Source organism: Streptomyces sp. NPDC050564 (assembly GCF_044457265.1).
In the GTDB taxonomy this organism is placed as follows: Bacteria; Actinomycetota; Actinomycetes; order Streptomycetales; family Streptomycetaceae; genus Streptomyces.
Genome location: NZ_JBITGS010000028.1, coordinates 143,056 through 155,897, shown reverse-complemented (window position 1 = coordinate 155,897; position 12,842 = coordinate 143,056). Strand labels below are relative to the sequence as shown.

Sequence of the window (12,842 nt, the reverse complement as noted above, 5' to 3'; positions counted from 1 at the left end):
AGGCACTGGGTCTCCACGTGCCGGGGCTTGTCCAGGTAGCGCTCCACGAAGCATTCGCCGCGCCCGAAGGCTGCGACCGCTTCACGGACCGCGGACTCATACAGCTCGGGCACCTCTTCGAGGGTGCGGGCGACCTTCAGACCGCGTCCGCCGCCGCCGAAGGCGGCCTTGATCGCGATGGGCAGGCCGTGCTGTTCGGCGAACGCGACGACCTCCGCCGCCCCGCTCACCGGGTCGGGGGTGCCGGCCACCAGCGGGGCACCCGCGCGCTGCGCGATGTGGCGGGCGGCGACCTTGTCACCCAGGTCGCGGATGGCCTGCGGCGGCGGGCCGATCCAGATCAGGTCCGCGTCGAGAACGGCCTGCGCGAAGTCCGCGTTCTCGGAAAGGAAGCCGTAGCCCGGATGAATGGCATCCGCGCCGGAGTCCTTGGCGGCCTGCAGCACCTTGGCGATGTCCAGGTAACTGGTGGCCGGGGTGTCACCGCCCAACGCGAACGCTTCGTCCGCCGCACGGACATGCAGAGCGTCCCGGTCCGGTTCCGCATAAACGGCAACGCTCGCGATCCCGGCATCCCGGCATGCCCGGGCCACGCGGACAGCGATTTCGCCACGGTTGGCGATGAGCACCTTGCGCACGATGGCTCCCTCCTTGAAACAAGCCGAGTTTAGGGACTGCCGACACGGCTTCTCGACCCGTCCCCAATGGTGAGCTTGCCCACACGGAGCGTGATGCGAGGCTCGCCCGACCCTCAAAATCCCTTGTCGCACCGTGGCACGCAGGAATCCTTCCCTGAACCCTAGCCCTCCAATGTGGTCAAGGTCTCTGTGACTCCGTGCTGCGGCCCACAACGTTTCTTTGTGGAGTCCCTACGAATGGCCCAACGATTCTTTGCCTTCGGCAGAACCCTTGTCCGGGGGTTTACCCGTTAGTAGCGTTCGGGATGTGCCGAACGTACTTGGGGTAACAGCACTCGGAAGTGGGTGGGGACCGGTGGTGCGCAGACCGGTGGCGTGGGTGGCGGCGATCGTGCTCTTCGTGGAAGCGATCGGAATCGCGCTGCTGAACTGGTTCCTCGGCGTCGTCGTCGACCGTCAGGACATGTCCTTGGCGGGCCTCGACTCGGACATGATGTCCGTGTCGTCGAAGGTCGGGGGGCTGGTCTTCGGTCTCTACTTCGCGGCGTCCGGCTTCGCGGTCCTGCTGGTCGCCCTCCGCGACCGCGCCCCGCGCGTCTTCGGCCGCATCCTGCTGATCAGCGCCGCCGTCGTGCACGCCCTGCTCGGCGCCTTCACGGTGGGCCTGGTGGGCTGGGGTGCGTTCGCCTTCATGATGGTCGTGCTCGGGCTGGTCGTGTTCACCCTCATGGCGTACGACCGCCGGGAGGGCGCCGACAGTCCCGCCGATGCCGCGCCTGAGGACGGCAAGAACGGCGACAACGGAGGTGGAGCTCCGGTCGCCGCTCCGCCGGCCCCGTCGGCCTCCTGATCACTTCTCCCGCGGCGTCCACAACTCCGTGATGCCGACGCCCAGTTCGGCCAGCAGGTGGCGCACCAGCGGCAGCGAGATCCCGATGACGTTGCCGTGGTCGCCGTCGATGCCCTCGATGAACGGCGCCGAGCGGCCGTCGAGCGTGAACGCACCCGCCACGTAGAGGGGTTCGCCCGAGGCGACGTACGCGGCGATCTCGGCGTCGGTCGGGTCGCCGAAGCGGACCACGGTGGACGCTGTCGCGGAGGCGTAGCGCTTGGCCGCCGTGTCGTAGATGCAGTGACCCGTCTGGAGGGTCCCGGCCCGGCCGCGCATCGACTTCCAGCGGGCGGTGGCCTCCTCGGCGTCCGCGGGCTTGCCGAGTGCCTCGCCGTCCAGGTCGAGCACCGAGTCGCAGCCGATCACCAGCGCGCCCTGGACCTCGGGCTTGGCCGCCACGACGGAGGCCTTCGCCTCGGCCAGCGCGAGCGCGAGTTCGGCGGGGGTGGGCGCGCTCACGGCGTCCTCGTCGACTCCGCTCACGATCACCTCGGGAGCGAGTCCGGCCTGCCGCAGCAGGTTGAGCCGGGCGGGGGATTGCGAGGCGAGCACGAGGCGGCGGCGCGGCTGATCGGTCATGCGGTCAGGGTATCGGCGTACCTCACCTGATGCCGAGGACGATCATCGCGAGCACCATGGCCAGCGCCATGAGAACGCCCAGGCGCCGCAACATGTTCTGCATGTCGCGGAGTTCCTTGGGAGGTTCGTCCTCCGGGTCGGACCACAGCATGTCCTCGATCGTGCGGCGGCGGTGGCCCCGGGCGCCTGAGTACGCGTACTCAACTTGCGTACGCCGTGTGTAAATGGGGCTGGGGTTTCTTTAGTGGTCGAGCGCCTGCTACGGTCGTGAGCATTGCTAAAGGAACTCTGGTCCCCTTTAGTGGGATCTTCGGGAGGCAACTGCCGTGTTCACCACCGCCTGGACCGCATCGCCCCAGCTCCCCAGCGAAGGCTTCACTCCCAACTGGTCGCGGGAGGGTTTCTGGCGTCAGTCGCTGCGTCAGGCCGTACGTCTCACTGTCGGCGGCGACCGGATCCGAGTCCGGCTCTCGAACGCGTACGGAACCTCGGCGCTGCGGATCGCCGGCGCCACCGTGGCGCGTGCGGGCGAGGGGGCCGCCGTCGAGGCGGGCTCGGTGCGCCGGCTCACCTTCCAGGGGGCCACCGGCGTCGAGATCGCGGCGCGCGGGCTCGTCGTCAGCGATCCCGTCGAACTCGCCCTGGAATCCCTGGAGTCGGTGGCCGTCACCCTCCACCTCGACGCCGTCACGGGGCCCGCGACCTTCCATGCGCAAGCGTTCGCGACCAGCTACCGGGGTGCGGGGAACCGCCTCGACGACATCGACGGTCAGGGCTTCGGCGAGGCGACCGAGTCCTGGTACTTCCTCTCGGCCGTCGAGGTCGAGGCGGGCGGGCGTACGGACGCCGTGGCGCTCTTCGGGGACTCCATCACCGACGGCTTCGGCTCGACCCCGGGCGCGAACCGCCGCTGGTCCGACGCGCTCGCCGAACGCACCGGCCGGCCCGTGCTGAACGCGGGCATCGGTGGAAACCTGCTCCTCAACGACTCCGCCTGGTACGGCGAGAAGGGCGTCCATCGCCTCGGACGCGACGTCCTCGACCACCTGGGTGTGGACACGCTCGTCGTGCTCCAGGGCCTCAACGACGTCGGCTTCAGTGAGACGGACGAGCAGCCGACGTACCGGCCCGCTCCGGTCGTCGAGACCGATGAACTCATAGACGGCTACCGGGAGTTGATACGCCAGGCCCGCGTTCGGGGGCTACGCGTGATCGGCGCGACCCTGCTGCCCTTCGGCGGTTCCGACCACTGGGGCGAGCACGCCGCGAAGGTGAGCCACGAGGTGAACGAGTGGATCCGCCGCTCGGGGGAGTGGGACGCGGTGGTGGACCTGAACCGTGTGCCGGCCGATCCGGCCGATCCGGACCGGCTGCACCCCGCGTACGACTTCGGCGATCACCTGCACCCGAACGACGCGGGATACGCGGTGATGGCCGAAGCCGTGGCGAACCTGCTGCGCAACTAGTGCCCCAGCAGGCAACGTTCGCCCCGTCGCGACGCCCGGCACGCTCCCCCACTGCCTTAAGGGCGTGAGAGGTGCCCCCACTCGCCGCACCGGCCGAAAGCCCAAGTACGTCCAGTACGAGGACTTCCGGCCGGCACTCCCCCAGCCTTCGGCCGCGGGGCCCCCAGAGCACGCACCGGACGCCGCTCCTCAACGGGCAAACCTTGGCTGACGCCGCACTAGTCGGGCCAGTACGTGCGGCCCCACGCCGTCGGGCCCGGCCGGCGTAGCCGGTGCGCGGCGATGCGGGCCGGGTCGGCCCAGGAGTCCCGCGGGCCGGGCGCGCCGGACGGGGTGGAGGCCGCCGCCGCGGCGCGCGCCCTGACCACCGCGAGTGCGGCGGCCAGCTCCTCCGGGGTCGGATTGCCCCGTACGACCTTGATCGTCATGTCTGCTCCCAAGAATGATCCGGGTCCACAGGGGGCTCAGAGGGGGATGTTGCCGTGCTTCTTCGGAGGGAGTGATTCCCGCTTGGTGCGCAGCTGACGCAGGCCGCGTACGACGTGGGAGCGGGTCTGGGACGGCATGATCACGCCGTCGATGTAGCCGCGCTCGGCCGCCGTGTACGGGTTCAGCAGGGTGTCCTCGTACTCCTGGATCAGCCGGGCCCGGGTCGCCTCCTGCTCGGCTTCCGGCGCTGCCGCGATGGTGCGGCGGTGCAGGATGTTCACCGCGCCCTGCGCGCCCATGACGGCGATCTGGGCGGTCGGCCAGGCGAGGTTGAGGTCGGCGCCCAGGTGCTTGGAGCCCATGACGTCGTAGGCGCCGCCGAAGGCCTTGCGGGTGATGACCGTGATCAGGGGGACGGTGGCCTCGGCGTACGCGTAGATCAGCTTGGCGCCGCGGCGGATGATGCCCGTGTGCTCCTGGTCGACGCCCGGGAGGAAGCCGGGCACGTCGACGAAGGTGAGGACGGGAACGTTGAAGGCGTCGCAGGTCCGCACGAACCGCGCGGCCTTCTCGGAGGCGTCGATGTCGAGGCAGCCGGCGAACTGCATCGGCTGGTTGGCGACGATGCCGACGGGGTGGCCCTCCACCCGCCCGAAACCGGTGAGGATGTTCGGCGCGAACAGCGGCTGCGTCTCGAAGAACTCGGCGTCGTCCAGGACGTGCTCGATCACCGCGTGCATGTCGTAGGGCTGGTTCGCGCTGTCCGGCACGATCGTGTCCAGCTCGCGGTCCTCGTCGGTGAGGGCGAGGTCCGCCTCCTCCGGGAACACCGGGGGTTCGCTGAGGTTGTTGGACGGCAGGTACGACAGCAGCTGCTTGACGTAGTCGATGGCGTCCTTCTCGTCGCCCGCCATGTGGTGGGCGACGCCCGAGACCGCGTTGTGCGTGCGCGCGCCGCCGAGCTCCTCGAAGCCGACGTCCTCGCCGGTGACCGTCTTGATGACGTCCGGGCCGGTGATGAACATGTGCGAGGTCTGGTCGACCATGATCGTGAAGTCGGTGATCGCGGGGGAGTAGACGGCGCCGCCCGCGCAGGGCCCGACGACGAGCGAGATCTGCGGGATCACGCCCGAGGCGTGGGTGTTCCGGCGGAAGATCTCGCCGTACATGCCCAGCGCGCTGACGCCCTCCTGGATGCGGGCGCCGCCGGAGTCGTTGATGCCGATGACCGGGCAGCCGGTCTTCAGCGCGAAGTCCATGACCTTCATGATCTTCTGGCCGAAGACCTCGCCGAGGGCGCCGCCGAAGACGGTGAAGTCCTGCGAGAACACGGCGACCGGGCGGCCGTCGACGGTGCCGTACCCGGTGACGACACCGTCGCCGTACGGGCGGTTCTTCTCCAGCCCGAAGTCGGTCGACCGGTGCCGTGCGAACTCGTCGAACTCGACGAACGAACCCTCGTCCATCAGCAGCTCGATGCGCTCACGGGCCGTCAACTTGCCCTTGGAGTGCTGCTTTTCGACGGCGCGCTCCGAGCCGGCGTGCGTCGCCTCTTGGATGCGGCGCTGCAAATCCGCGAGCTTGCCCGCGGTGGTGTGGATGTCGGGGTGTTGCAGCTCTTCCGGCTCGGACATCGGGATGCGGCTCCCTGCCTGCTCTAGGGGGACGTGAGGGTGAGGTGCTCAGAAGGGGGGCTTGCTACTCATCCGTAGCGTAGTGGGGTGCCTACCGTTCGGCAGTGCGGCGTTTACCACACCTAGGGTGGGTTGCATGACGCCGCGAGATGCATCAGACGCGAACGACAACGCGAACGGGAATCGGTGGTCCGACCTGGACCGTCCACCGCTGAACGAGGCCTCACTGCGCCGGGCGCTGGTCCGCGGGGACGGGCTCTGGCGCGATGTCGAGGTGGTCCAGCGCACCGGGTCCACCAACTCCGACCTCGTCGCCCGGGCCACCGAGGGGAAGGCCGAGGAGGGCGCCGTCCTCGTCGCCGAGGAACAGAACGCCGGGCGCGGTCGCCTCGACCGCCAGTGGACCGCGCCCGCCCGCTCCGGACTCTTCTTCTCCGTCCTGCTCAAGCCCACCCAGGTCCCCGTCGAACGCTGGGGCTGGCTGCCGCTGCTCACCGGCGTCGCCGTCGCGACGGGTCTCTCGCGCGCCGTCGGCGTCGACACGGCACTCAAGTGGCCCAACGACATCCTGGTAATCGTCGGCGAGGAGGAGCGGAAGACCGGAGGCATCCTCGCGGAGCGGGCGGGTACCGACGCGGTGGTGATCGGCATCGGCATCAACGTCACGCTCCGCGAGGACGAACTCCCCGTGCCCGGGGCCGGCTCCCTCGCCCTGGCGGGCGCGGTGTCCACGGACCGTGACACCGTGTTGCGGGCCGTGCTCCGCTCCCTGGAGCAGTGGTACGAGCGCTGGCGCGGCGTCGGGGGCGACCCCGCCGCTTCCGGCCTCCAGGAGACGTACGCCGCCGGATGCGCGACGCTCGGCCGCTCTGTCCGGGCCGAGCTGCCCGGGGGGCGGTCGATCACCGGGGAGGCGGTGGCCGTGGACGGGGACGGGCGGCTGGTCATCGCCACCGAGGAGGGTGTGCAGGAGCCGGTGGGGGCGGGGGACGTGGTGCACCTGCGGGCGGTGTAGGGGTGGTTTCCCGCCCCCGTCGCGCCTGCCCGTCCCGACCCCCGTTCAGCGGCGCGGGGGGCTGCGCGATCTTTTGGCGCGAGGTTGGGGGCAGCAGCGCCCAGGGACGGGACGGGCAGGGGTGGAGAGGGCGAGAAACCTCCCGGTCTCGGCCCCGGCGTCAGGAGTGAGCCAGCGCACACCTGCCGTAGAGTTGAGCGCGGTCGATACCTGACCGCGGCAGATCGGAAGGGCAGCAGGCGTGACCGTCGACGACACCGGCTCCGACACGGGTGCCCACCCCGCCCCCGACGGCGAGCCGGGCCGTACCGCCGAGTCGGTCACCGACGCATCCCCCGCAGGGGTTGAAGCAGGCGCCGAAGCGGGGCCCGACGCACGGTCCGGCGCGGACGAACGGGTGGATGTGCACCTCGACCCGGACTCCGGAGGTGACCCGCTGGCGCTGCGCCTGGAGGGGCTCATCCTCGGTGCCGAGCGCCGTTACACCCCCTTCCAGGCGGCCCGCAGCGCGGGCGTCTCCGTCGAGCTGGCCACCCGCTTCTGGCGGGCGATGGGCTTCGCCGACATCGGGCAGGCCAAGGCGCTCACGGAGGCCGACGTGCTCGCGCTGCGTCGACTCTCCGGCCTCGTCGAGGCGGGCCTGCTCAGCGAGGCGATGGCCGTCCAGGTGGCGCGCTCCACGGGGCAGACCACCGCCCGGCTGGCCGAGTGGCAGATCGATTCCTTCCTGGAGGGACTGACCGAGCCGCCGGAACCCGGGATGACGCGCACCGAGGTCACGTACCCGATCATCGAGCTGCTCCTGCCCGAGTTGGAGGAGTTCCTCGTCTACGTCTGGCGGCGCCAGCTCGCCGCCTCGGCCGGCCGCGTCATCCAGGCCGCCGACGACGAGGAGATGGTCGACCGGCGCCTCGCCGTCGGTTTCGCCGACCTCGTCGGGTTCACTCGGCTGACCCGCCGCATGGAGGAGGAGGAACTCGGCGAACTCGTCGAGGCCTTCGAGACGACCGCCGCGGACCTGGTCGCCGCGCACGGCGGGCGGCTCATCAAGACGCTCGGCGACGAGGTGCTGTACGCCGCCGACGACGCCGGCATCGCCGCCGAGATCGCGCTGCGGCTCATCGAGACGATGGCGAACGACGAGACGATGCCGGAACTGCGCGTCGGCATCGCCTTCGGCACGGTGACCACACGGATGGGTGACGTGTTCGGCACCACCGTGAACCTGGCGAGCCGCCTCACGTCCATAGCGCCCCGTGACGCTGTCCTGGTGGACGGCGCCTTCGCGGAGGAACTGATCCGCACCGGGGACGCGCCCGCCTCCGAGGCGGACGCCGCGGAGGCCGCTGCCGCGGCGGAGAAGGAGGGCGAGGAACCGCCCTCCTACCGCTTCGCCCTCCAGCCGATGTGGCAGCGCCCGGTCCGTGGCCTCGGTGTGATCGAACCCTGGCTGCTCGCCCGCCGGGACGCCGAGTCCTAACGAGGGCCGATCGGCGCCGCCAGACCGTTCACACAGATCCCGACGATCGGCACACACACGCCCGGGGGATCCGGGTGCGGGGTCGGACCATGGGTCGTCGCACTCGGGGCGGGCTGCGGAGCCGCCGGAGTGGTCGCGGCCGGGGGCGGTGTGGTCATCGGGGCGGTCGGAATGCCCGTGGTGTCCGGTGCGCTGGTCGCGGGGGCACTCCCGTGCGGTGACGGGAGCGACGCGGGCGTGGTCGGCGACGGTGTCGGTACGACGCTCACGCCCGCGGTGGGCGTCGCGCTCGACGCGCCCATCGTGGTGGTCGCCGTGGCGGCCTTGGGGTGTGCGGAGGGCACGGCCTCGACGGTGGTGACAGCGTTGCCCGCGGTGTCCGTGACGGTCGCCCCTGTCGGCTCCGCCTCCGCGCTGCCCCCACCGCCGATCACCGACTCCGGCGTCATCCGCACAAAGCTCAACACCCCCGCGGCGAGCGCGAGTCCACCCACGGCGAAGACCACCCGCCGCGGCCGGGGCCTGCGGTGCCGCCCTCGGACGGTGCGGACCGGTGCGCTGTCGTCGGCCGCGTGCTGCGCCGCTGTGCCGGCGGCCGCCCGGGGAGCCGTCGGCCGCGCCGTTGGAGGCGTGCGTCGCGGCTCCGGTCGGGTCTTGGTGACCTGCGTCGTCTCTCGGTTCGTCATGGTCGTCCCTCCCCAATGTGCCCGCGTCCCCCGAATACGCCGGCGGTGCGCAGGTTATGTGCCGATTCGGGGCGGCGGGCGGAAGTTGGGCGGGATGTCACTCGAACGGGGAGACGGGGAGACGGGGGTGCGGGGGACGGCTTTCGTCGGACGACGTCGGCTGCGATGATCGGGGCGTCGGTTTGTTAACCCGCGTTAACCGGGAGGGTGTCATGGCGGAGCAAGGGGACGAGCGGCGGTTCGGGGAGTTCGTCGTCGTACGGCGGCACGCGTACGTCGCGGAGCTCGCCCTCGACCGGCCCAAGGCCATGAACGCCGTGTCCACGGACATGGCCCGTTCCATCGCCGGTGCCTGCGCGGAGCTCGCCGCCGACCGCGACGTGCGCGTGGTCGTGCTGACCTCCACCCATGAGCGCGCCTTCTGCGTCGGCGCCGATCTGAAGGAGCGCAACTCGTTCACCGACGCCGACCTGGTGCGGCAGCGCCCGGTCGCGCGGGGCGCGTACACCGGGGTCCTGGAGCTGCCGATGCCGACCGTCGCGGCCGTGCACGGATTCGCGCTGGGCGGCGGGTTCGAGTTGGCGCTGTCGTGCGACCTGATCGTGGCCGACCGTACGGCGGTCGTCGGGCTGCCCGAGGTGTCCGTCGGGGTGATCCCCGGAGGGGGCGGTACGCAGCTGCTGCCCCGCCGGGTCGGGGCCGCGCGGGCGGCCGAGCTCATCTTCTCGGCGCGGCGGCTGGAGGCGGTCGAGGCGCGGGAGTTGGGGTTGGTGGATGAGCTCGTGGACGAGGGGCGGGACAGGGCGGAAGCCCTCGCGCTTGCCGCGCGCATCGCACAGAACTCGCCCGTTGGGCTGCGGGCGGCCAAGCGTGCGCTGCGTCTCGGGCAGGGCCTCGACCTCCGTGCGGGGCTCGAGGTCGAGGACGCCGCCTGGCGGTCCGTCGCCTTCTCGGGGGACCGGGCGGAGGGCGTCGCCGCCTTCAACGAGAAGCGCAAGCCGCAGTGGCCGGGGGAGTAGAACCCGCCCGAACCGCCGCCCCGGACCCCTGTTCGCCGTATCAATGTCCCGAAATGCTGCAGTTTTACCTAGCCTGGGGTGATGGGTGAGGACAGACGGCTGAGGGCCGTGGTGGCGCTGGCGCAGGGGATGGCGGCGGCACACACCCCGCGCGACTCGTGGCGAGCCGCGGCGCTCGGCGCATGTCACGCGCTGGCCGGAAGCTTCGCCGCGCTCTCGGTGTGGGAGCGCGAACTCGGCAGGCTGCGGGTGCTCGTCAATGTGGGCGAGCGGACCGAGGGCGAGGACGAGTTCCCCGACGGGGAGGCCTACCCCGTGCACCAGTTCCCGGAGATCACCGAGTTCCTGCACGAACGCTGGGCCGGGGGCGGCGGGCCCAACGCCTGGGTGGAGACGGCGGACGGCCCGGCGGGCGGCCACGCCGGGTACTGCCATCAACGCGTCGCCGCCCTGCGCCGCCGCGGTCGCGGCTGCTGCGTCGTCGCGCCGATCGTCCTGCACGGCCGCGCATGGGGTGAGCTGTATGTGGCGCGCCCGGCCGCGGCCCCCGCCTTCGACCGGGCCGACGCCGACTTCGCGACCGTCCTCGCCTCCGTCGTCGCGGCCGGGATCGCCCAGACCGAGCGTCTGGAGGAGGCTCGGCGGCTGGCGTTCACGGACGCCCTCACCGGGCTCGCCAATCGCCGTGCCGTGGACGTCCGCCTCGACGAGGCCGTCGAGCGGCACAGGGGCGACGGGGTCGTGGTCAGTCTCGTCGTCTGTGACCTCAACGGGCTCAAGCGGGTCAACGACACCCGCGGGCACGCGGTCGGCGACCGGCTCCTGGAGCGGTTCGGATCGGTGCTCTCCCTGTGCGGGGCGATGCTCCCGGGCACCCTCGCGGCCCGTCTCGGCGGTGACGAGTTCTGCCTGCTGGCGGTGGGCCCGGCGGCGGACGAGGTCGTCCGTATCGCCGACGAACTGTGCCGCCGCGCCGCCGAGATGGAGCTGGGGGAAGGAGTGGCGTGCGGGGTCGCCTCGACCGAGGATCCGATCGGGCCGGTGCACTCGGCGCGGCGGCTGTTCCGGCTGGCCGACGCCGCCCAGTACCGGGCCAAGGCCGTGCGCGCGGCGAAGCCCGTCGTCGCCGGGCGCGAGGGCCCCGACGACCCGGTCGTGCGCCTCGCGGACGCGCCGTCGCCCACGGAAGGGGAGCGCCGCCGCTTCCGCGGACGCCACGAGCCCCGTCCGTGACCTTGGCCGGCGCCCCGCTCCCGGGCGCCCGTTGTGACGTACGTCGAAGTAAGGGGTAAACCGACGACCCACTAGTGACATCATCGAATTCACTGCGTACGCTCCTGAATATGGATATGCACACTGTGGTGGTGGGGACGTCCGGGGTGACCGCGTCCGACGTTCTCGCCGTGGCGCGCCACGGCGCCCGGATCGAGCTCTCCGACGAGGCGGTGGCGGCCCTTGCCGCGGCCCGCGAGATCGTCGACGCGCTGGCGGCCAAGCCGGAGCCCGTCTACGGCGTCTCCACCGGTTTCGGCGCCCTCGCGACCCGGCACATCAGCCCGGAGCTGCGCGCCCAGCTGCAGCGCAACATCGTCCGCTCGCACGCCGCCGGCATGGGCCCGCGCGTGGAGCGCGAGGTCGTCCGCGCGCTGATGTTCCTGCGGCTCAAGACCGTCTGCTCGGGGCACACGGGCGTGCGGCCCGAGGTCGCGCAGACCATGGCGGACGTCCTCAACGCCGGTATCACCCCGGTCGTGCACGAGTACGGCTCGCTCGGCTGCTCCGGCGACCTGGCGCCGCTGTCCCACTGTGCGCTCACGCTCATGGGTGAGGGGGACGCGGAGGGCCCGGACGGTGTCGTACGGCCCGCGGGCGAGCTGCTCGCCGAGGCCGGCATCGCGCCCGTCGAACTGCGCGAGAAGGAAGGCCTCGCCCTCCTCAACGGCACCGACGGCATGCTCGGCATGCTGGTCATGGCCCTCGCCGACCTGGAGACGCTCTACAAGTCGGCGGACGTGACCGCTGCCCTCTCCCTCGAAGCCCTCCTCGGGACGGACAAGGTCCTCGCGCCCGAGCTGCACGCCATCCGCCCGCACCCCGGACAGGGCGCCAGCGCCGCCAACATGCTGGCGGTGCTGAAGGGTTCGGAGCTCACCGGGCACCACCAGGACGGCGCCCCGCGCGTCCAGGACGCCTACTCAGTGCGCTGCGCCCCGCAGGTCGCGGGCGCCGGACGCGACACCCTCGCCCACGCCCGTACGGTCGCCGAGCGCGAGCTCGCCTCCGCCGTCGACAACCCGGTAGTGCTGCCCGACGGCCGGGTCGAGTCGAACGGCAACTTCCACGGCGCCCCGGTCGCGTACGTCCTCGACTTCCTCGCCATCGCGGCCGCCGACCTCGGCTCCATCGCCGAGCGCCGCACCGACCGCCTCCTCGACAAGAACCGTTCGCACGGTCTGCCGCCGTTCCTCGCGGACGACGCCGGTGTCGACTCGGGCCTGATGATCGCCCAGTACACGCAGGCCGCGCTGGTCAGCGAGATGAAGCGGCTCGCCGTACCGGCGTCCGCGGACTCCATCCCGTCCTCCGCGATGCAGGAGGACCACGTCTCCATGGGCTGGTCGGCCGCGCGCAAGCTGCGTACGACCGTGGACAACCTGACCCGGATCGTCGCGATCGAGCTGTACGCCGCCACCCGCGCGATCGAACTGCGCGAGGGCCTGACCCCTGCCCCGGCGTCGCAGGCGGTCATCGAGGCCGTCCGCGCGGCCGGCGTCCAGGGCCCCGGCCCGGACCGCTTCCTCGCCCCCGACCTGGAGGCCGCGGACGCGTTCGTGCGCGGTGGCCACGTGGTCACCGCGGTGGAGCCGGTGACGGGTCCGCTGGCCTAGCGGCAGTCCGTCGTACGTGGAGGGGGTCGCCGTCGGCTACGGTGGCCCCCGTCACATCGGCCCCTCTCGGTGCCGGAGGGCGGCCCGAGGTGTGCTACTGTCGCGTTGATACGTTT

13 protein-coding genes are annotated in these 12,842 nt (G+C 71.6%); 7 read left to right on the top strand and 6 right to left on the bottom strand.

What is annotated here, in order from left to right; genetic code table 11:
* On the bottom strand, positions 1–638 hold a 638-nt coding region (locus ACIBK0_RS36280; RefSeq protein WP_399089246.1), incomplete at its 3' end, for a biotin carboxylase N-terminal domain-containing protein.
* A gap of 355 nt (positions 639–993) precedes the next feature.
* On the opposite strand from ACIBK0_RS36280, the gene ACIBK0_RS36275 reads away from it, so the two are divergent.
* Complete coding sequence (locus tag ACIBK0_RS36275; RefSeq protein WP_399089243.1) at positions 994–1,488, top strand: hypothetical protein; 495 nt, start codon at positions 994–996, stop codon at positions 1,486–1,488.
* Here ACIBK0_RS36275 and ACIBK0_RS36270 read toward each other — a convergent pair whose 3' ends face one another.
* Together ACIBK0_RS36270 and mmpB are read right to left on the bottom strand one after the other, a co-directional pair.
* Positions 1,489–2,109, bottom strand: coding sequence for a Maf family protein (locus ACIBK0_RS36270; RefSeq protein WP_399089240.1), 621 nt, complete (start codon positions 2,107–2,109; stop codon positions 1,489–1,491).
* A 22-nt stretch (positions 2,110–2,131) separates the two neighbouring features.
* The gene (gene mmpB / locus ACIBK0_RS36265) at positions 2,132–2,260 is read right to left on the bottom strand and encodes a morphogenic membrane protein MmpB (protein ID WP_399089238.1); all 129 of its coding nucleotides are present in this window, start codon (positions 2,258–2,260) and stop codon (positions 2,132–2,134) included.
* A 175-nt stretch (positions 2,261–2,435) separates the two neighbouring features.
* On the opposite strand from mmpB, the gene ACIBK0_RS36260 reads away from it, so the two are divergent.
* Positions 2,436–3,575 (top strand): SGNH/GDSL hydrolase family protein, encoded by a 1,140-nt coding sequence (locus tag ACIBK0_RS36260; RefSeq protein ID WP_399089235.1) that lies wholly within the window; start codon positions 2,436–2,438, stop codon positions 3,573–3,575.
* 218 nt (positions 3,576–3,793) lie between these two features.
* Here the strand turns inward: ACIBK0_RS36260 and ACIBK0_RS36255 are convergent, their stop codons facing one another.
* Both ACIBK0_RS36255 and ACIBK0_RS36250 read right to left on the bottom strand, forming a co-directional pair.
* Positions 3,794–4,003, bottom strand: a complete 210-nt coding sequence (locus ACIBK0_RS36255; RefSeq protein ID WP_399089232.1) for an acyl-CoA carboxylase epsilon subunit — start codon at positions 4,001–4,003, stop codon at positions 3,794–3,796.
* A 36-nt stretch (positions 4,004–4,039) separates the two neighbouring features.
* Entirely contained in the window at positions 4,040–5,638 is a 1,599-nt protein-coding gene (locus ACIBK0_RS36250) for an acyl-CoA carboxylase subunit beta (RefSeq protein ID WP_399089229.1), read from the bottom strand.
* A 136-nt stretch (positions 5,639–5,774) separates the two neighbouring features.
* Between ACIBK0_RS36250 and ACIBK0_RS36245 the strand changes: the two genes are divergently transcribed.
* On the top strand, positions 5,775–6,653 hold the full coding sequence (locus ACIBK0_RS36245) for a biotin--[acetyl-CoA-carboxylase] ligase (protein ID WP_399089226.1): 879 nt from the start codon (positions 5,775–5,777) through the stop codon (positions 6,651–6,653).
* A gap of 241 nt (positions 6,654–6,894) precedes the next feature.
* Positions 6,895–8,133 (top strand): adenylate/guanylate cyclase domain-containing protein, encoded by a 1,239-nt coding sequence (locus ACIBK0_RS36240; protein ID WP_399089223.1) that lies wholly within the window; start codon positions 6,895–6,897, stop codon positions 8,131–8,133.
* On the opposite strand, the gene ACIBK0_RS36235 is transcribed toward ACIBK0_RS36240, so the two are convergent.
* On the bottom strand, positions 8,130–8,819 hold the full coding sequence (locus tag ACIBK0_RS36235) for a hypothetical protein (RefSeq protein ID WP_399089220.1): 690 nt from the start codon (positions 8,817–8,819) through the stop codon (positions 8,130–8,132). The genes ACIBK0_RS36240 and ACIBK0_RS36235 overlap by 4 nt on opposite strands.
* 212 nt (positions 8,820–9,031) lie before the next feature.
* On the opposite strand from ACIBK0_RS36235, the gene ACIBK0_RS36230 reads away from it, so the two are divergent.
* From ACIBK0_RS36230 to hutH, 3 genes are all read left to right on the top strand, one after another.
* Positions 9,032–9,838 (top strand): enoyl-CoA hydratase/isomerase family protein, encoded by an 807-nt coding sequence (locus ACIBK0_RS36230; protein WP_399089218.1) that lies wholly within the window; start codon positions 9,032–9,034, stop codon positions 9,836–9,838.
* 81 nt (positions 9,839–9,919) lie between these two features.
* Positions 9,920–11,071 (top strand): diguanylate cyclase domain-containing protein, encoded by a 1,152-nt coding sequence (locus ACIBK0_RS36225; protein ID WP_399089216.1) that lies wholly within the window; start codon positions 9,920–9,922, stop codon positions 11,069–11,071.
* A gap of 116 nt (positions 11,072–11,187) precedes the next feature.
* Positions 11,188–12,726, top strand: a complete 1,539-nt coding sequence (hutH, locus tag ACIBK0_RS36220; protein ID WP_399089260.1) for a histidine ammonia-lyase — start codon at positions 11,188–11,190, stop codon at positions 12,724–12,726.
* Positions 12,727–12,842 lie beyond the last annotated feature (116 nt).

Excerpts from the sequence above, each read along its gene's own strand:
- ACIBK0_RS36270 (WP_399089240.1), bottom strand. The coding sequence starts at position 2,109 with ATGACCGATCAGCCGCGCCGCCGCCTCGTGCTCGCCTCGCAATCCCCC.
- mmpB (WP_399089238.1), bottom strand. The coding sequence starts at position 2,260 with ATGCTGTGGTCCGACCCGGAGGACGAACCTCCCAAGGAACTCCGCGAC.
- ACIBK0_RS36255 (WP_399089232.1), bottom strand. The coding sequence starts at position 4,003 with ATGACGATCAAGGTCGTACGGGGCAATCCGACCCCGGAGGAGCTGGCC.
- ACIBK0_RS36250 (WP_399089229.1), bottom strand. The coding sequence starts at position 5,638 with ATGTCCGAGCCGGAAGAGCTGCAACACCCCGACATCCACACCACCGCG.
- ACIBK0_RS36245 (WP_399089226.1), top strand. The coding sequence starts at position 5,775 with ATGACGCCGCGAGATGCATCAGACGCGAACGACAACGCGAACGGGAAT.
- ACIBK0_RS36235 (WP_399089220.1), bottom strand. The coding sequence starts at position 8,819 with ATGACGAACCGAGAGACGACGCAGGTCACCAAGACCCGACCGGAGCCG.
- ACIBK0_RS36230 (WP_399089218.1), top strand. The coding sequence starts at position 9,032 with ATGGCGGAGCAAGGGGACGAGCGGCGGTTCGGGGAGTTCGTCGTCGTA.
- ACIBK0_RS36225 (WP_399089216.1), top strand. The coding sequence starts at position 9,920 with ATGGGTGAGGACAGACGGCTGAGGGCCGTGGTGGCGCTGGCGCAGGGG.
- hutH (WP_399089260.1), top strand. The coding sequence starts at position 11,188 with ATGCACACTGTGGTGGTGGGGACGTCCGGGGTGACCGCGTCCGACGTT.